Here is an 18,877-nt window from a genome sequence, read left to right as displayed (position 1 = left end):
ACTTAATTATTTATCAGAAATGGTTGGTTGTGCGTTTTTTATTTTTATGTCGGTACCTAAGCGTTGTAGGTAGGCAATGAGCGCTACAATTTCTCGGTCTTTCATCTGTATAAATTCTTCACCGTTATCTTGAGCATCTTTTTTATCAGCTTCGTAACTCTTAGCGAAATCTGGATCTGCATATAGGTTTTTCTCTATTTTGGCACCCTGTGCGTCCATGTTTTCTTGGGCGTTATCAATATCCTCTTGGGTGTAAGGCACGCCTAATGTAACCATGGTTTCCAATTTTGATTCTGTATTACTACGATCAAGTTTATCTCTAACCAACCATTGGTATGCAGGCATAATCGATCCCGAAGATGTACTTTGTGGATCGTACATATGGTTCAAGTGCCAGTTGTCTGAATATTTCCCACCGATACGTAATAAATCAGGTCCTGTTCTTTTACTTCCCCATAAAAATGGATGGTCATAAACAAATTCACCTGCTTTTGCATATTCACCATATCGCTCAACTTCACTACGAAATGGACGAACCATTTGCGAGTGACAGCCTACACAACCTTCACGTATGTAGAGATCACGACCCTCTAATTCGAGAGGAGTATATGGAGTAACACTACTAATAGTTGGAATGTTCGATTTCACCAAAATCGTGGGTACAATTTGAATAATTCCACCGATTAGAATAGCAATTGTAGCTAAAATAGTTAGTTGAATAGGCTTACGTTCTAACCAGGTATGGAAAGTCTCGCCCGATGTTCTGTTTTTGGACACATGACTTAATGCTGCTGCCTCGGCCAATTCATCTTCTATAGCACTTCCTTTTCTAATTGTCGCTACAACATTATAAATCATAACACAGGCACCAACGATATAGAGGCTGCCTCCAATGGCGCGCATCCAGTACATAGGCATGATTTCAGTAACAGTCTCTAAGAAGTTACCATAGACTAAAGTTCCATCAGGATTAAAATCTTTCCACATTAAAGCTTGGGTAAAACCAGCTACATACATGGGTAGGGTATAAAGAATTATACCTAGGGTACCTATCCAAAAGTGAAAATTGGCAAGACCCTTTGAAAAAAGTTTGGTCTTTGTCATTCTTGGAACCAACCAGTATATCATACCAAAGGTCAAGAATCCATTCCAAGCTAGTGCACCAACATGAACGTGTGCGATAATCCAATCACTAAAATGGGCAATAGCATTTACGTTTTTAAGAGATAGTAGAGGGCCTTCAAATGTGGCCATACCATAACCGGTAATTGCGACCACCATAAATTTTAAGACCGGATCTGTACGTACCTTATCCCAAGCACCTCTCAATGTTAATAGTCCATTTATCATACCACCCCAAGAAGGTGCTAATAACATAATGGAAAAGGCGACACCTAAGTTTTGGGCCCAATCGGGTAGGGTAGAGTATAGTAAATGGTGAGGTCCGGCCCAGATGTAAATAAAAATCAAGGACCAAAAGTGAACAATCGATAATTTATAGGAATATATAGGTCTATTCGCTGCTTTAGGTACAAAATAGTACATAAGACCTAAAAAAGGTGTTGTTAAGAAAAAGGCTACCGCATTATGTCCATACCACCATTGTACCAAGGCATCTTGTACACCAGCATATACCGAATAGCTCTTAAAGAGACTCACAGGAAGTGCTAAACTATTAAAAATATGCAGCACCGCAACCGTAACAAATGTGGCCAAGTAGAACCATATTGCAACATACATGTGCCGCTGTCTTCTTTTTATAACAGTACCAATTAGGTTAACACCGAAGGCTACCCAAACTATGGCAATCGCAATATCAATAGGCCATTCTAGTTCTGCATATTCTTTTGACGAACTATAGCCCAAAGGCAATGTGATAGCAGCGGCCACAATAATTGCTTGCCAGCCCCAAAAGTTGAACTTGCTCAGAAAGTCGCTGAACATTCGGGCTTTTAGTAATCGTTGGCTAGAATAGTAAACTCCAGCAAAAATAGCATTTCCTACGAATGCAAAAATAACCGCATTGGTATGTAAAGGACGTAAACGCCCAAAACTAAGCCATGAAATACCGTCGGTTACATTTGGAAAAAGGAACATGAATGCCAGTAGAAGACCTACCGACATACCCACAATTCCCCATAGCATAGTAGCATAGAGGAAATTTTTTACAATTTTGTTGTCATAATAAAACTGCTGTACTGCCATAAGTGGTAATTATTTAGTTGGATTTTTTTGAGGTTTGATGAACTTTTTTGGTTCGTCCTTTACCAGTTCATCTTCAAAAAGCATACGTACGGAAGGTGTGTAAGAATCATCATACTGACCTTTTCTGACCGAAAAAATAAATGCTACAAAAAAGATTAAAGCCACAATTAGGCTGATAATTAATAACATATAGATTACACTCATGCTTACCTGAATTAAGTAGTAAATTTAAGAGGGTTGAAAACTCTAAAAAATGACAATTGTCATACTTTTCGATTTTCCGTTAATAAATTAAAAACACGACTAAACTCAATTATGATAGTTTATGTTTAAATAATTGATAGTGTGTTGGTTGAGGTTTGTTATTAGAAGAGTTAGTCTTAAAATTCGTTATAGGAAAACAGAAAAAGAACTATATTATTGGCTAGGACTTGGGTTATTTTTTTTAAATAAAACCATTAAAAATTTGATACCTAAATAATTGTAGGCATCAATATGGCTAGGTCAATTTTCTACCGATAAGATTGGTTGTGATTGTAGTGAAGATAACGATGCTTATAGAACTTAAAGGCATTAGAATAGCAGCAATAACAGGTTCTAATTGCCCGGTAATGGCAAAGAAAAGTCCGATACAATTATAAAGTAAGGATAATATAAAACTCATTTTAATAATTCGTATTGCCTTTTTAGAAGCAATAATATAAGTATATAACTGCTTGAATTTAGACGCATCGAGAATTGCATCGCAAGCAGGTGAGAAGACATTGATGTTTTCTGAAATTGCAATGCCCACATCACTTTGAGCGAGAGCGCCGGCATCATTTAGGCCATCACCAACCATTAATACCTTTTTGCCTTGCTGTTGTAGTGATTTTATAAACTCTAATTTGTTTTCTGGTTTCTGATTAAAATAAAGCGGTGTCAATTTTGGCAACAAATTTTCTAACCGCTCTTTTTCACCTTCATTATCTCCGGATAAAATTGCCAAGTTTAAGGTCTCTGCCATGCTTTTAAAAACAGAAGCTAGCCCATCTCTATATTGATTGTGAAATACATACCTGCCTTTATACGAGTTGTTAGAACTAATATATATAGAAGTGTCTAGTAGGTCGTCTGTTTTTATGTTACCTACAAAATCTGCAGAACCTATTTTCATGCTAATTTTATTTTTTACACTTTCTAGACCTTTACCAACATGTTCCTCATATTCATCGAGGGTTATAATATTTTGCTCTTTTAATAAATCATATAACGTTCTGCTTAAAGGATGGTTAGATGCCCTAATGGTGTTCTTTAAAATTGATTCTTCCTCAGCAGTTAAAGGCATTCCTTCATAAAATGCAGTACTTTGTTGTGCGGTAGTTATTGTACCTGTTTTATCAAAAATAGCGGTATCAATTTTTGCCAACCGTTCAATGGTTTGGGTATTCTTTAGGTAAAACTTTTTCTTACCAAAAATGCGTAACATATTACCCAAGGTAAATGGTGAGGCAAGTGCAATTGCACATGGACACGCAATTATCAAAACAGCAGTAAAAACATTCAATGCTTTCGATGCGTCATAAAACAACCAGAATGTGGTTGCTATAAAAGCGATGCTGAGAACTGAAATAGTAAAGCGTTTGCCAATACTATCTGTAAGGTTTTGAAATGAAGTAACCTTATCCGTTTTAAAGACAGCATTGCCCCATAATTGGGTGAGGTAACTCTGCGAAACAGATTTTAAGGCAATCATTTCTATGACGCCTTTTAATTGTTTTCCTCCAGCAAAAATTAAGTCTCCAGTTTCTTTAATTACCGGCTCAGATTCGCCGGACACAAAACTATAATCTATTCGAGCTTTGCCGCATACCAAACTACCGTCAACAGGTATCATTTCTTCATTACGAATCAAGATTCTATCACCCTTAATAACATTCTGTACAGGTACTGCTTCTTCTTTACCATCTGCATTTATTCGTGTAATGGCTATTGGGAAATAAGATTTGTAATCCCGTTCAAATGAAAGAAAGCTATACGTTCTCTGCTGGAAAAATTTACCTAGCAAAAGAAAAAACACCAATCCTGTAAGCGAGTCAAAAAAACCACTTCCCAGTTGAAAGGCAATTTCAATAGTACTTCGGAGAAATAGAACCAAAATGCCTAGTGCAATAGGTACGTCAATATTCAAAAGTTTTGCTCGCAGGCCTTTATATGCAGATACAAAATAATCCCACCCTGCATAAAAAACGACAGGTAAAGAAAAAATGAACATTAGCCAACGGAAGATTTGTTGGTATTCGTTGAGCCAATATTCTCCACCTGAGGCGGCACTTGAAGCTAAATCAAAATATTCGGGAAATGAAAGAAACATGACATTACCAAAAGCGAAGCCAGCAACGCCTAGTTTGTATATAAGGCTCCTATCAGAGTCCTTTTTTTTATTTTCAAAATCATCTAGAGAAATGTAGGGTTCATACCCAATTCTAGCTAATAAAAGCACCAACTCCTTTAAGCTGATTTGATTAGAATGATAGGTTATTCGAATGGTTTTTTTCGGAAAATCTACTTGGGAGTTTGTAATATGCGCGTTAAGTTTATTTAAATTTTCTAAAATCCAGATACACGAACTACAATGTATATGCGGTATGTATAAATTGATAATTTGAATAGTATCGTCATTGAATTCAGTCAATTTTTCTATGATATCACTATTATCTAGAAAATCATACTTTCCCTCAATCGATTTTGGTGTTGTGCCAGCAGCCGACTGTAATTCGTAGAATTGAGTAAGGTCATTGGTAGATAGTATTTCATAAACGGTCATGCACCCAACACAACAAAAGGTTTTATCATCAAATTCAATAGTTGACTTATCACATGAATCACCGCAATGATAACATTTAGTATTATGCATATTTACTTACTTATACCTATGGCAAAGGTGGGTTTGAAAGACTTTTTAAAACATGACAATTGTCAGTTCCTATTAAATATAGCCTAAGTAATTTTGGAGTATCAGGTATAAAGATGATAAACATGGATAGTAGATGTGATAATTGTATTGTACGGCAGTTTAATTCTCTACGGGCATTGAGCAAAGAAGAATTGAAAAAAGTTTCTGATGCTAAGATTTCAAGAAAGCTTAAAAAAGGTGATTCTCTTTTTGTAGAAGGTCAGAAACTTGACGGTGTATTTTGTGTGAAAGATGGGGTTTCTAAGTTGTCTAAATTAAGCAGTAATGGAAAAGAACAAATCGTAAAATTGTCGAACAAAGGCGAAGTCATGGGACAACGTTCGGTGATTGCAGAAGATTGTACAAACCTTAGTGCTACAGCGATAAACGATATGGAAGTCTGTTTCATTCCCAAAGAGATCATCTCCAATATCTTAAATACAAATCCATACTTTTCTCTTGAAGTATTACGTCATATGGCACATGATTTAAAGGAGGCAGATGATGTGATTGTAAATATGTCTCAAAAAACAATAAAGCAACGATTAGCCGAAGCCTTTATTTATTTAAATAAAAATTACGGTGAAGATGAGAATGGTTTTTTGGTGTTGACCTTGAGTAGGGATGACTATGCAAATATCGTGGGTGCAGCGACAGAATCCCTCATTCGCATGATATCTGAATTTAAGAAAAAAGGACTTATTAAAACATCAGGTAAGAAGATAGGAATTGTACAAGAACAAAAACTTCAAGAGTTATCAGAAGGTTTTTAAATTACTAATAATATTTACTGACAAATGTCATTGTCTCGGTTCGCTCTTGAGTTTACTTTTATACATTATAGATTCAAATCATTTTTATGAAGAATATACTGGTACTTACCGATTTTTCAGTCCCAGCATGGAACGCAACTACGTATGCCTTTCATCTTTTTGAGAATACAAATTGTGTCTTCTATTTTCTAAATACCTACACGCCAGAAATCACTAGTACTCGTTTCTTGGCAGATGCCGTACCTAACGTATTACAAAATTCTACCCCTGCACTATCTTCTAAAAAAGGCCTGGAAGCACTCGTACGAAATAGTAGAAAAAACTTTAAAAATCAGCTTCATAATTATAAAACCATTTCTTCTTATTCTTTGTTGATAGATGAGGTTAAGCAAGTGGTAATCGATTCTGAGATAGACTATATTGTAATGGGTACCATTGGTAGTTCAGAGAAGGACTCGGTATTTATGGGCAGAAATACAGTTAGAATAGTAAAAGCCGTGACTAATTGTCCCGTTTTAGCGGTTCCGAAGGACTTTCAATTCAAACAGCTCAATACTATTGCTTTTATTTCAGATTTAAATCATTTTTATAGTAGTGAAGAATTAGACCCAATTTTAATGCTGGCCAAAATTTTTCATAGTTCGGTAGAAATAGTAACTATTCAGAATAGTCTTGGTCAATTACCCGAATTGCAAAGGTTCAATCATGAAATGATTGACAAGAAGTTAGCGGCTGTAAACCACTCTTTTCAAAGTTTGGCTATGACTGATTCATTTTCAAATTCGGTACAACAATTTATCAAGCAATTTAAATGTCAACTATTGGTCATGTCGAATATTACCAATAGTTATATGAATGGTATATGTAGTGACTTGGTGATAGAACGATCAACCTTCTATTCAGAAGTACCGGTATTGTTGATTCAAGGTATTAAAAATGATGTACCTGTAAATCAATGAGCAGATAGGTTAAATTCATTTCTACGTGTGCCTTTTTAGCTGTTTCTGAATCAATTACATCCAATTGTTTCTTTTACTTTATTTATCAGGTAAAGGCATCGGTTAATTATAAATACCTTTAGAGCTTAAGAAGATGAAAATTAACCATAGAACTATTAAATAGTGAGCTCGGTAAACGAAAAAAAAGTAGCGGCATTAGAAGCAGTAAAGTATATTAAATCTGGAATGACAATTGGTCTGGGAACAGGATCAACAGTGTTTTTTTTGATAGAGGCCATAGGGAAAATGGTTCTTAAAGGCCTGAAAATAAAAACGGTAGCTACGTCAGTAGAAACTGAAAAATTGGCAAAGAGCTTAGGTATAACCGTAATTACATTGGCAGAGGCTAAACGATTGAATATTACAATTGACGGTGCAGATGAAGTCGATGATCATTTTCAATTAATCAAAGGCGGAGGAGGAGCCTTGCTTCGTGAAAAAATTGTAGCACACAATACTGATTTCAATATTATAATTGCCGATTCCTCTAAACGGGTATCTCAATTAGGACAATTTAAATTACCATTGGAAACAATCCCTTTCGCTACCCAATTAATTTTAAAAGAACTACAAGAGATGGGCTTTCGTCCGGTGCAAAGAAAAAAAGGGAACGACGATTATAAAACCGATGAAAAAAATGATATCATAGATGTTGATATTTGGGGTGTCGATATTAAATTGACCGAATTAGAGCACATGCTTAAAAATATACCTGGCATAGTAGAAACAGGCTTATTTTTAACTTCAACAGATTTGGTCATTATAGGTAAGGGTGAACAGGCAATAACCGAGAAAAAAATATAATTTTTAAGTGCGCAATATTTTAGTATTTTGAATTTTTATCAAAAACAGATATCAATTCGAGTAGTTTTTCTAACTATAATAAAGAAAAAGTGTATCAGGAATCATTTTAGCCCTTAAAATGCTTTAGATAGTTCTTCTGAGCTTTGTCGAAGTACATCAGATTTCCTAAGTTGTTCATTGATAAAACTGCTCGAACTGATATTTATATACAATTAATATATAGTACACAAGGGAGTAATATACCTCGTTGTAATTAAATATATTACAATTAATAATTTTTATTGATTATGCAAAACGAAGAACATTATGGTACCAGAAGTAGTTGGTTAAGAGCGGCTGTTCTTGGGGCGAATGATGGTATTTTATCAACTGCCAGTTTGGTCATAGGTGTTGCTGCGGCAAGTTCTACCAGAGAACCTATTATTTTGGCAGGTGTTGCGGGTCTGGTAGCAGGTGCATTATCAATGGCCGCAGGGGAATATGTTTCTGTTAGTTCACAGGCAGACTTGGAAACCGCAGATTTGGATCGTGAACGGTTAGAGTTGGAGGAAATGCCTGAAGAGGAACTAGTAGAACTAGCTAAAATTTATAAAGAACGCGGGTTAGATTCTAGTTTAGCTTTACAAGTTGCCAAACAGTTAACAGCCCATGATGCCCTTGGTGCCCATGCTAGAGATGAATTAGGTATAAATGAAATTACCCAAGCAAAACCATTAGTAGCAGCATTATCATCTGGAGCATCTTTTGTTTTTGGAGGGTTACTGCCTGTATTAGTCGCTTATTTTGGTCCACTTGAGTATATGGAATATGTTCAATATATGTTTGCTGTTGTATTCTTGGCTGTATTAGGAGCAATTGCGGCAAAAGCCGGAGGCTCAAATATGTGGAAAGCTATTTTACGCATTAGTTTTTGGGGAACCGTAGCCATGGCGATAACAGCATGGATTGGTCATTTATTCGGAATCAGTGTTGCTTAAGCGTATTATAAGTTTTTATGAAGTAATGAATATTCATTACAGATTTGGGTTTATACACCTTTTCATCTAATAAAAATTGAAATAAGAAGAGTTGAATAGTGCTGGTAATCTTGAACCACTTATAAACTAAAAATAGAAGTAGTTAATTCAATAACAGACAGGTTAAGAAATTCACATTCATTTGTTTTATAATAGGAGTTGTAAAAACCTATGACCAATTAATTCTTAAATGGTTCATTTATGATGGCTATCTCCGAAAACCCTTTCGATGATTTGAATAATCATAAGTAACCGTAAAATATCGGTTAAGACTTGAATCCTATTGAATTATGTTGTCCAATTTATTTTAATTAGCGCCTTAGATATGGTATCTTTGGCTAGATTTTACTAGATTTAAAGTAAACACAAACCTTGAAAAATAATCTGAAAATAAATGAATAAGGAACTAGATCAATTAGCAGCTGATAATATAAGGGCATTAGCTGTCGCTATGGTAGAAAAGGCGAATTCTGGACATCCAGGTGGACCTATGGGAGGCGCAGACTATATGCACATTTTATATTCTGAATTTTTCAACTACGATCCTTCTGATATGCACTGGCCGTTTCGTGATCGTTTTTTCATGGATGCAGGACACTTATCTACATTAATGTATGCTCAATATTACTTATTGGGTAATTTTGAAAAGGATGATGTTGCAAACTTTAGGCAATGGAAATCTGTAACTCCTGGTCACCCAGAGGTAGATGTTGCTAGAGGTATTGAAAATACATCTGGACCATTAGGTCAAGGACATACAATGGGAGTAGGCGCTGCAATTGCGGCAAATTTTTTAAAAGCACGTTTTGGAGAATGGATGAACCATAAAATCTATGGTTTTATTTCTGATGGTGGTGTACAAGAAGAAATTTCACAAGGGGCAGGTAGAATTGCGGGCCATTTGGGTCTTAGCAACTTCATTATGTTTTACGATTCTAATGATGTACAACTTTCATCTAAAACTGATGAGGTTACTTCAGAGAATACAGCCATGAAATATGAAGCGTGGGGATGGAAAGTCGTTACCATAGATGGGCACGACCATGAGCAGATTAGAACTGCGTTAAAAGATGCTAATGCAGAAGCTGAAAAACCTACCTTAATTATTGGTCAAACGATAATGGGTAAAGGTTGCGTTACAGCAGATGGTTCATCATACGAAGGATATACAGAACTTCATGGTAAGCCAATTGGCGATACAGGAGCAGACTATACGAAGACCTTAGAACATCTAGGTGCAGATGTAGCTAATCCTTTTAATATCTACCAAAAGGTTGAAGGGTATTATGAAGATATAATCAATAAGAAAAAAGAGAACGCTCATAATAAAAAGAAAGAGATAGACACTTGGCGTTCAGAAAACAGTGAACTTTCTAATAAGCTAGATGGTTTCTTGGAAGGCAAATTACCAGATCTTGACTTTAGTTCAATCGAGCAAAAAGATGGTCAAGCAACACGTGTAGCATCTTCTAATGTTTTGGCCTATTTGGCACAGAATGTTGAGAATATGATTGTGTCTTCTGCAGATCTTTCGAATAGTGATAAAACGGATGGTTTCTTAAAGAAGACCCATATTTTAAAGAAAGGTGATTTTTCGGGAGCATTCTTACAAGCAGGTGTAGCAGAGTTAACGATGGCCGCTCTCGCAAATGGAATAGCCCTTCACGGTGGTATTATACCGGTAGTTGCTACGTTCTTCGTATTCTCCGATTATATGAAACCGGCAATTCGTTTAACTGCAATTCAAGAATTACCAGTGAAGTTTGTTTGGACGCACGATGCCTTTAGAGTAGGTGAGGATGGTCCAACACACCAACCAGTTGAGCAAGAAGCTCAAATACGTTTGTTAGAGAAATTGAAGAACCACAGCCATGAGCAAAGTTTTGTTGCGTTGCGTCCTGCAGATTCTCAAGAAACGAACGTAGCTTGGAAAATGGCGATAGAAAATACAAAGACCCCAACCGGACTTATTTTGTCTAGACAAGGTATTAAGGATGTTCCTGCGAAAAGCGGAAACCGTTACCAAGAAGCTTTAGGAGCTGAAAAAGGGGGGTATTTGGTACAGGAAGTAACTGATCCAGATGTGATTTTAATCGCAAATGGTTCTGAGGTTTCTACACTAGTTGCTGCAGCTAAATTATTGGAGGAAAAAGAAGGTCTTAACGTGAATATAGCTTCTATACCATCAGAAGGGATATTCAGACAACAATCTGAAGCGTACCAAGAAAAGGTAATTCCACCAAACAAACCAGTTTTTGGTCTTACAGCTGGGTTACCGGTAAACTTGGAAGGATTAGCAGGCGCTAACGGAAAAGTATTTGGATTGGAGCATTTTGGATATTCAGCCCCTGCCTCAGTTTTGGATGAAAAATTCGGATTTACCGGAGATCAAGTGTACAAAGAGGTAATGGATTTTTTAAACTAAGTAATAAATTTAAAATAATAATAAAATGAAGTTTTTCATAGATACAGCAAATTTAGATGAGATTAAGGAAGCTCAAGATATGGGTATTTTAGATGGGGTAACAACCAATCCATCCCTAATGGCAAAAGAAGGAATTACCGGAGCTGATAACATTATGGCCCACTACAAGAAAATATGTGATTTAGTAGAAGGTGATGTTAGTGCGGAGGTTATTTCTACCGATTTTGATGGTATGGTAGCAGAAGGCGAAAAGTTGGTTAAAATAAGCCCACAAATCGTCATAAAAGTACCAATGATCAAAGAAGGCGTAAAGGCGATTAAATATTTTTCAGATAAGGGATATAAAACAAACTGTACATTAGTATTTTCAGTAGGTCAAGCATTATTGGCTGCTAAAGCAGGCGCTACGTATGTATCTCCTTTCATTGGCCGTTTAGATGATATCTCAACAGATGGTTTAGGCTTGATTGCAGATATTCGTTTAATATATGATAACTACGGGTATGAAACTCAAATTTTAGCAGCATCTGTGCGTCACGTAATGCACATTATTGATTGTGCTAAACTTGGTTCAGATGTTATGACTGGCGGCTTAAGTTCAATTACGGGATTATTGAAGCACCCATTAACTGATAGCGGTTTAGAGAAATTCTTGGCTGATTACAATAAGGGTAACTAATCCTTAAAAGGTAATAAATTTTTCATAAAAAAAGCATCACTTTTAAGTGATGCTTTTTTTGTGGCATCTGGAAATAGAAGTAAAAATTACACTGACAGTACGATTTGGGTAAGTTCCCATTTAATAGTTGTAACGTTAGCCCTACTAACTGGTCCAATACAATTCACCATAAATATTAGAAACAACTTTTGAACTTTCACAAACTGACAGGGAAAATTTATAACATCGAAATATTTATCCTAGGTTTATTCGCAATTCGGCTATCATTCAAGACGCTCTAGCGAAACCCGTATAGTTTCACTCTTCATTTAAGCTATTTTGAATCTCATTACTACTTTTTCAGCTTGGGGGTTTATATAAAGTAGAAATAGTAACGCATATCAATAATTTATGGTCAGAAGTAACAATTGCATACTTTTATTTGAAGAGTTGTAAGAAGTAGGAGGAATTATTCAGCTAGACTTTTTATTTGGACAAATTAAAGACCTAACATTTAGCAAAACTGTAATTGAATATTTCTTTTCAGTTGTACCATTAATATGTGTTGAAATATTTATAATGTGGACTCCAACATTAATAGTAATAAAAGTCGAACCAAAGCTTGTCGATAATAGTGTATAAAATTAATTGTTTGTAAAGGCTTATTCACCAAAATCTGTTTAAATTTCTCAACAGGGTTCCTCAATTTTAATCCAAATTCTCTAGTCACGTAACGGCTGACATACTTAAACGTTGTTTACTAATTAATGTTAAAAAAAAGGTAAAGAGGGTATACTCTTCGCTCAAATTAATGAGTTTTCCAAACTAAAAAGTAGCAAAATACATGGTTTTGTGGAATAATTTCATTCGTCTTCACTTATTGCACATTCAGCTATACTTAAAAGAGATCTTGGCGAAAATAAATAATTGCTTTAATTTGTATAGATAGTTTTACGCTCAATAGCATAGTGTAAAATATGACAAAAAACTATTTAGCTAAGTATTCTAACGTGTTTTATATTACTTCATTAATGACGTGTAGTATAAAATTCGAAACTTTTGTCATGGTCATTAATCAAAAAATAAAATCGGTTGTCACTTATTTTTTATTGGTAACTATCTTATTTAAACTGAGTACGCTACAGGCACAAGTTCAAAACCACAGTGACATATATATAGGTGATAATAGCTTATTTTATACTGGAGCCAATAACTTTAATTTTGGTGAAGGTTCAACCACAACTAGCAGAACGAAAATAGATTATGGCGTTCTATCTTTTTCAAATGGAGCCTCATGGAGCGGAGCTAGCGATATTCATTTTTTAGATGGGTATGGTCAAACTCAGAGCGATGAAGAGTTCATTTTACCGATAGGACAATCGGGTATTTATGCTCCAATCCAAGTAATACCGTCAACTAGTGGAGGTGTAGATGCTGCCTATTTCAGGTCGGCACCAAACTCTATTGGTGGTGCTTTGGATGGGTCTATCTCATCAATCTCTTCGGTTGAATACTGGGATATAAATAGTAAGGGAGTAAAGACCAACATTTCCCTTAGTTGGAGACCTTCAAGTGCTATTACAGATTTGACATCATCTTCACTATCTAATTTAACTATTGTAGGTTGGAATGGTTCTGTGTGGGTCGCCATACCATCAATGATTGATGAGTATTCTTTGTTAGGCAAATTAAGTAGCTTGAATTCGGGTTCTATTAGTACGAATGAAGAAGTAGACCTATCGGCTTATTCCGTATTTTCATTAGGCACTTCAACAGAAGAAGTACTGGTTACTTTGTCTAATAAAGTAGAAGTGATAGTATATGTAAATAAAAATAGAGTATTTATTGAAGCTTCCCAGCCTTTAAAGACTTTGATTGTTCATGATATTGCAGGTAAACTAATATTCTCGAAAAAGCTAGATGGAGGTTTAACATACAATCAACCTTTTAATTATGACCTAGGTGTATACATTGTAACAACCGAAGTGCATAATGCTACTTGGCTTTTTAGAGAGAAAATAATTAGTGGTAGGTATTAGATTTTAATCTACCATAGACTATTCTTAAATATAACAACAATGCAAAAAGTAAAAAATTACTTCATATTTTTAATTATACTTATTTCGGAATTAGAAGTGCTCAAATACATGTGTAATACATTTTAACGAGCAATATATCACTCTTATCTATTGGTCTAAACTAAGTATACACTTCAGCAGCAAATAAGCGGCTCTTGGCGAAAACAAAATAATACGCTAATTAATAGCGGTAGACTTGCATGTAATAATGAATGTTAGAACATGAAAAAAAATTACTCAACTAGGTATTTAGATGTATTTGATGGTACCGCATTAAGCATAACTAAACAAAAAATTAAATCGTTTTTTCCATATCTTTTAATGGTTACTATATTTTGTAACTTGAATACCCTTCAGGCGCAAGTTCAAAACCACAGTGATATATATATAGGTGATAATAGCTTACTTTCTACTGGAGCGGAAGACTTTACTTTTGGTGAAGGTTCAACCACAACTAGCAGAACGAAATTAGATTATGGTGTTTTGTCTTTTTCAAATGGAGCAACATGGAGCGGAGCTAGCGATATTCATTTTTTAGATGGCTATGCGCAAACGCAAAGTAATGAAGCGTTTATTCTACCGATAGGACAAGCAGGTATATATGCTCCAATTCGAGTAATACCATCAACTAGTGACGGTGTAGATGCTGCATATTTCAGGTCGGCACCAAACTCAATTGGTAGTGCTTTGGAGAGCTCTCTCTCATCAATCTCTTCGGTTGAATATTGGGATGTAATTAGTAATGGAGTAAATACCGGTATTTCACTTAGTTGGAGACCTTCAAGTGCTATTTCAGATTTGACATCATCTTCACTATCCAATTTAACTCTTGTAGGTTGGAATGGCTCTGTGTGGGTCGCCATACCTTCAATGGTTGATGAGTATTCATTGTTAGGGGAATTAAGCAGTTTGGATTCAGGTTCTATTAGTACGAACGAAGAACTAGACCTATCGGCTTATTCAGCTTTTTCATTAGGCACTAGAACAGAACAACTACTGGTTACTTTGTCTAATAAAGCAGAAGTGATAGTATATGTAAATAAACACATACTATATATTGAAGCTACTCAACCATTAAAGACCTTGGTTGTTCATGATATTTCAGGGAAACAAATAATCTTAAAAAATATAGATGGAGGTTTAACATACAATCGACCCTTCAATTATGATCTTGGTGTGTACATCGTAACCACTGAGTTGTATGATACTACTTCGCTTTTTAAAAATAAAATAATTAGTGGTGGGTATTAAATCTTATCAATAACAAATTATATTAAAAGACAACCAATGAAAAAATTCAAAAGTCCCCTATTTTTTTTAATTATACTTATTTCGGTGGGTGTAAGTGCTCAAACAGGAATTGGCACTAACAACCCTGATGAATCTTCGATTTTAGAAATCAGATCTACGAGTAAAGGATTTCTTATGCCTAGATTGAGTACAATAGAACGTGACTTAATTTTCAGACCTGCTAAGGGATTGATGATTTTTAATACTACAGCTAATACAGTGGAAAACAATGTAGGCACTAAAGATGAGCCAATATGGGCTTCAGATAAAGGTGAAAAAGGAGCAAGAGGATCAAGAGGACCAAAAGGAGCTCATGGAGATGACGGGAAATCTGCATATGATATATGGTTAACATTAGGAAATTATGGCTCAGAAGATGAGTTTTTTGCAGCTTTAAATGATGGAGCACAGGGACCACAAGGTTTACCAGGAGCAAACGGAGCAGATGGTCTATCGGCTTTAGAAATTTGGGAAATTGCAAATCCAAACGCAAATCCAGATGACTTTACCAATGGTGCAAAAGGTGATACTGGAGAACAAGGCCCACAAGGTTTACCTGGAGTACAAGGAGCAACAGGAGCAGATGGGAAATCAGCTTTTGAAATTTGGTTAGAAACAAATACTGGCGGTACTCCAGATGACTTTGCTAATGGTTTAGATGGTGCAAACGGAGAAGACGGAGCACCAGGGATTAATGGAGCTGATGGCCAAGATGGAGTTGATGGTACTGATGGAGCAGATGGGAAATCAGCTTTTGAAATTTGGTTAGAAACAAATACTGGTGGTACTCAAGATCAGTTTACAAATGGTTTAGATGGTGCAGACGGAGAAGACGGAGCACCAGGGGTTAATGGAGCTGATGGCCAAGATGGAGCAGATGGGAAATCAGCTTTTGAAATTTGGTTAGAAACAAACACTGGCGGTACTCAAGATCAGTTTACAAATGGTTTAGATGGTGCAGACGGAGAAGACGGAGCACCAGGTGTTAATGGAGCTGATGGCCAAGATGGAGTTGACGGTACTAATGGAGCAGATGGGAAATCAGCTTTTGAAATTTGGTTAGAAACAAATACTGGCGGTACTCCAGATGACTTTGCTAATGGTTTAGATGGTGCAAACGGAGAAGACGGAGCACCAGGGATTAATGGAGCTGATGGCCAAGATGGAGTTGACGGTACTGATGGAGCAGATGGGAAATCAGCTTTTGAAATTTGGTTAGAAACAAATACTGGTGGTACTCAAGATCAGTTTACAAATGGTTTAGATGGTGCAGACGGAGAAGACGGAGCACCAGGGGTTAATGGAGCTGATGGCCAAGATGGAGTTAATGGAGCACAAGGAGAAGATGGTGCACAAGGACAAACAGGAGCACAAGGAGAGGCAGGAGTAAATGGAGAAAATGGAAAAAATGGAAATAATGGATATGACGGTGAAGAAGGTGCTAAAGGAGATACCGGAGCAACTGGGGCAAATGGAGCAACAGGAAATGACGGTGCTGATGGTACAAACGGAAGTAATGGATCAATCGGTACGACAGGAGATACGGGTGCATCAGCCTATGAAATATGGGGTAGTGAAGCAAATGGAGTCAATGTAGGAGATAAAGCTGAATTTATTGCTTCACTAAAAGGAGAAATTGGAGAAACAGGAGAGGTTGGGCCACAAGGAATTGAAGGTGAGTCGCCTAGCTCTAATTCTATTGATGATTCAGGAAGTATTTCGACTTCCTCATCTTCTGCTGTTGAAATAAACGGAATGAGTAAAGCACCTATTGCTGGAAATTATTTGGTCTTTTTTAATAGTGAATATAGTATTGAACCAGCTTATGAGGTAGCTACTGTAACTACAAAAGATGCACTTACGGATTTACAAAAACTCTTTAAAGATATTGATGCCATGAAAGGTAGTCATACCGGAGCTGCTACTAATATTGGGGGCAAAACAATTACGCCAGGTACATATTCTTACGGAGGAGCTTTAAGCATTGGAACCGATGTCACGTTAGATGGAGCCGGAGTGTACGTTTTTAAAACAGGAGGTGCGTTTAATACGACTGCTGGGGTTACAGTTGAATTAATAAACGGAGCATCGGCGGAAAATATTTTTTGGGTATCCACTGGAGCTATTGGGTTAGGAGCAGGTACCATAATTCATGGAAATCTATTATCTAAGATTGCTGTGGCTGTCGGTGCTGGTTGTACGGTGGATGGAAGAATGTTAAGTCTCGGAGGAGCCATAGCTATTTCAGGAGGAGAAATTTCTGTTCCCGAAGCCATTTCTGAAATTAGCATGGGAGCTGTACATTCTTTTGTTATGCTTACAAAAGCTGGGGCAATTGCAAACACAGGTGGAGCGGTTGAAGGACAAGTATCAACTAAAGCTGGTGCTATATCAGGCTTTACAGACGCTAATCATACTGGAGAAATTGTTCCAGCTGGTGGGAATGTTGAAGTAATTAAGGAGCTTGATGGTAATGCCACGTTTAGCCTTTATAACCATGGGGAGTTAATTCCTAATTCTACCAGAACAAGAACAACAAAAGTTAATACGGTAGATGTTACTTTACAAGCAATGGCTACTATTGCTGAAGGTGAACGTATAGAGGCAAGATGGAGTATTGATGCGGGAACTTTGTCTGTAGACAATAGGGTTTTAACCTTAATAAAGGTTAATCCGACACCAGAACTTCCTATGGAGGTTCCTGTTGAAGAACCCGTCGTAACAAATCAATAATACAAGTAAGGTTAAAGAACGACTACTAGTATAGTAATAATTTAGTTAAAAAAAGCGCAAGCCACTATGGCTTGCGCTTTTTTAATACAGGTAGGTTAAGGCTTTCAAAACCACTGTTTTTTATATATAAACATATTGTGCCAGGTTTGAAGTCCACACCCGACATATACTCAAAAGCCCATTATTTTAGTATAAAGTATTAAAAAAAGTTTTTTCCAAAAACCCGTTAACTAAAATTAAAGTCTCTAGTTAAATAACTAATTAAGTCAATATTAAAAAGGATAATAGCTATTAGGACAAATCGAAAGACACTATTTGCGTTTCAAATTAGCTTTATTCACAGCGCTCTTGGTTATTTTTATCATGAATAATGGTCGCATAGCACTTCAATGGAATTGTATTATTTTTTTAAGATACTAGCTTCTCAAAAAATGAAGTCGTTATACAACAAAACGAACAACTGTAGTAGAAGGTGAATTGAGTCCAACATTATGGATGGCTGTAAAAATTAAAAAATCAAGAGGGTGACGTTCTCTTTTTTAAGACGGGTACTTACAATCAAAACACAAGAGGTGCAATTGTAAAAAAAAGTGGCATCACCTTTTATTCTTTAAAAAAAGGAACGATCATAAAAAGTATCACAAATAAGCCCGTATGCTTTTAAACATCTTTTTTGGGGTATCGTTACTGTTTTGTGGCATCTGTATTCGAATGTATATGCCGAAAATAGCAGTCTTTACAAAGGGTATGTACGTTACAATCAGGGGAGTTGTATTAACTTTAATCCTTATGTATTTTTTTGATAATAAAATTTTTGGAAGAAAATTAGCGATTCTTTTTCGTGTTTATACTCTTGGTATTTTATTAAGCTAGTAAAGAATTGAACTCGTTATGGTTCGGTTAAAAATTTCAACACAAAGAACTGAGCTAAAAACAACTAAAATTTAGCTTTATCTATCTAC

12 protein-coding genes are annotated in these 18,877 nt (G+C 36.0%); 9 read left to right on the top strand and 3 right to left on the bottom strand.

Annotation, left to right across the window (positions count from 1 at the left end; all coding sequences use genetic code 11):
- Positions 1-6 precede the first annotated feature (6 nt).
- The 3 genes from ccoN to ES765_RS08945 form a co-directional block, all read right to left on the bottom strand.
- Positions 7-2,205 (bottom strand): cytochrome-c oxidase, cbb3-type subunit I, encoded by a 2,199-nt coding sequence (ccoN, locus tag ES765_RS08955; RefSeq protein WP_138113360.1) that lies wholly within the window; start codon positions 2,203-2,205, stop codon positions 7-9.
- Positions 2,206-2,214: 9 nt separating this feature from the next.
- The gene (ccoS, locus tag ES765_RS08950; RefSeq protein ID WP_138113358.1) at positions 2,215-2,409 is read right to left on the bottom strand and encodes a cbb3-type cytochrome oxidase assembly protein CcoS; all 195 of its coding nucleotides are present in this window, start codon (positions 2,407-2,409) and stop codon (positions 2,215-2,217) included.
- Positions 2,410-2,704: 295 nt separating this feature from the next.
- Positions 2,705-5,101: a heavy metal translocating P-type ATPase gene (locus tag ES765_RS08945; protein ID WP_138113356.1), complete on the bottom strand. Its 2,397-nt coding sequence runs from the start codon at positions 5,099-5,101 to the stop codon at positions 2,705-2,707.
- A gap of 122 nt (positions 5,102-5,223) precedes the next feature.
- Here ES765_RS08945 and ES765_RS08940 point away from each other — a divergent pair, with 122 nt between their 5' ends.
- The 9 genes from ES765_RS08940 to ES765_RS08900 all read left to right on the top strand — a co-directional run bounded on the left by ES765_RS08940 (position 5,224) and on the right by ES765_RS08900 (position 17,915).
- Positions 5,224-5,913, top strand: a complete 690-nt coding sequence (locus ES765_RS08940; RefSeq protein WP_138113354.1) for a Crp/Fnr family transcriptional regulator — start codon at positions 5,224-5,226, stop codon at positions 5,911-5,913.
- 86 nt (positions 5,914-5,999) lie between these two features.
- Positions 6,000-6,872 carry a universal stress protein gene (locus tag ES765_RS08935; protein ID WP_138113352.1) on the top strand — a complete coding sequence of 291 codons (873 nt, stop codon included), beginning with the start codon at positions 6,000-6,002 and terminating at the stop codon, positions 6,870-6,872.
- 162 nt (positions 6,873-7,034) lie between these two features.
- A complete protein-coding gene (gene rpiA / locus ES765_RS08930; RefSeq protein ID WP_138113350.1) occupies positions 7,035-7,715 on the top strand; it encodes a ribose-5-phosphate isomerase RpiA in 681 nt (226 codons plus the stop codon).
- Between the two features lie 287 nt (positions 7,716-8,002).
- Positions 8,003-8,692, top strand: coding sequence for a VIT family protein (locus tag ES765_RS08925; protein ID WP_138113348.1), 690 nt, complete (start codon positions 8,003-8,005; stop codon positions 8,690-8,692).
- Between the two features lie 433 nt (positions 8,693-9,125).
- Positions 9,126-11,156 carry a transketolase family protein gene (locus ES765_RS08920; RefSeq protein WP_138113346.1) on the top strand — a complete coding sequence of 677 codons (2,031 nt, stop codon included), beginning with the start codon at positions 9,126-9,128 and terminating at the stop codon, positions 11,154-11,156.
- Between the two features lie 25 nt (positions 11,157-11,181).
- A complete protein-coding gene (fsa, locus tag ES765_RS08915; protein ID WP_138113344.1) occupies positions 11,182-11,835 on the top strand; it encodes a fructose-6-phosphate aldolase in 654 nt (217 codons plus the stop codon).
- A 956-nt stretch (positions 11,836-12,791) separates the two neighbouring features.
- Entirely contained in the window at positions 12,792-13,853 is a 1,062-nt protein-coding gene (locus tag ES765_RS08910; protein ID WP_138113342.1) for a hypothetical protein, read from the top strand.
- A 261-nt stretch (positions 13,854-14,114) separates the two neighbouring features.
- Complete coding sequence (locus ES765_RS08905; protein ID WP_138113340.1) at positions 14,115-15,143, top strand: hypothetical protein; 1,029 nt, start codon at positions 14,115-14,117, stop codon at positions 15,141-15,143.
- Between the two features lie 36 nt (positions 15,144-15,179).
- Positions 15,180-17,915, top strand: a complete 2,736-nt coding sequence (locus ES765_RS08900; protein WP_138113338.1) for an ice-binding family protein — start codon at positions 15,180-15,182, stop codon at positions 17,913-17,915.
- Positions 17,916-18,877: the final 962 nt, after the last annotated feature.

It is taken from the genome of Maribacter sp. ACAM166, assembly GCF_005771495.1.
In the GTDB taxonomy this organism is placed as follows: Bacteria; Bacteroidota; Bacteroidia; order Flavobacteriales; family Flavobacteriaceae; genus Maribacter.
Note: the sequence above shows the minus strand (reverse complement) of the source record. Positions and strands in the feature narration are given on the sequence as shown.

Bases quoted from the DNA above. Each gene is read 5' to 3' on its own strand.
- ccoN (WP_138113360.1), bottom strand. From the start codon at position 2,205: ATGGCAGTACAGCAGTTTTATTATGACAACAAAATTGTAAAAAATTTC.
- ccoS (WP_138113358.1), bottom strand. From the start codon at position 2,409: ATGAGTGTAATCTATATGTTATTAATTATCAGCCTAATTGTGGCTTTA.
- ES765_RS08945 (WP_138113356.1), bottom strand. From the start codon at position 5,101: ATGCATAATACTAAATGTTATCATTGCGGTGATTCATGTGATAAGTCA.
- ES765_RS08940 (WP_138113354.1), top strand. From the start codon at position 5,224: ATGGATAGTAGATGTGATAATTGTATTGTACGGCAGTTTAATTCTCTA.
- ES765_RS08935 (WP_138113352.1), top strand. From the start codon at position 6,000: ATGAAGAATATACTGGTACTTACCGATTTTTCAGTCCCAGCATGGAAC.
- ES765_RS08925 (WP_138113348.1), top strand. From the start codon at position 8,003: ATGCAAAACGAAGAACATTATGGTACCAGAAGTAGTTGGTTAAGAGCG.
- ES765_RS08920 (WP_138113346.1), top strand. From the start codon at position 9,126: ATGAATAAGGAACTAGATCAATTAGCAGCTGATAATATAAGGGCATTA.
- fsa (WP_138113344.1), top strand. From the start codon at position 11,182: ATGAAGTTTTTCATAGATACAGCAAATTTAGATGAGATTAAGGAAGCT.
- ES765_RS08910 (WP_138113342.1), top strand. From the start codon at position 12,792: ATGACAAAAAACTATTTAGCTAAGTATTCTAACGTGTTTTATATTACT.
- ES765_RS08905 (WP_138113340.1), top strand. From the start codon at position 14,115: ATGAAAAAAAATTACTCAACTAGGTATTTAGATGTATTTGATGGTACC.
- ES765_RS08900 (WP_138113338.1), top strand. From the start codon at position 15,180: ATGAAAAAATTCAAAAGTCCCCTATTTTTTTTAATTATACTTATTTCG.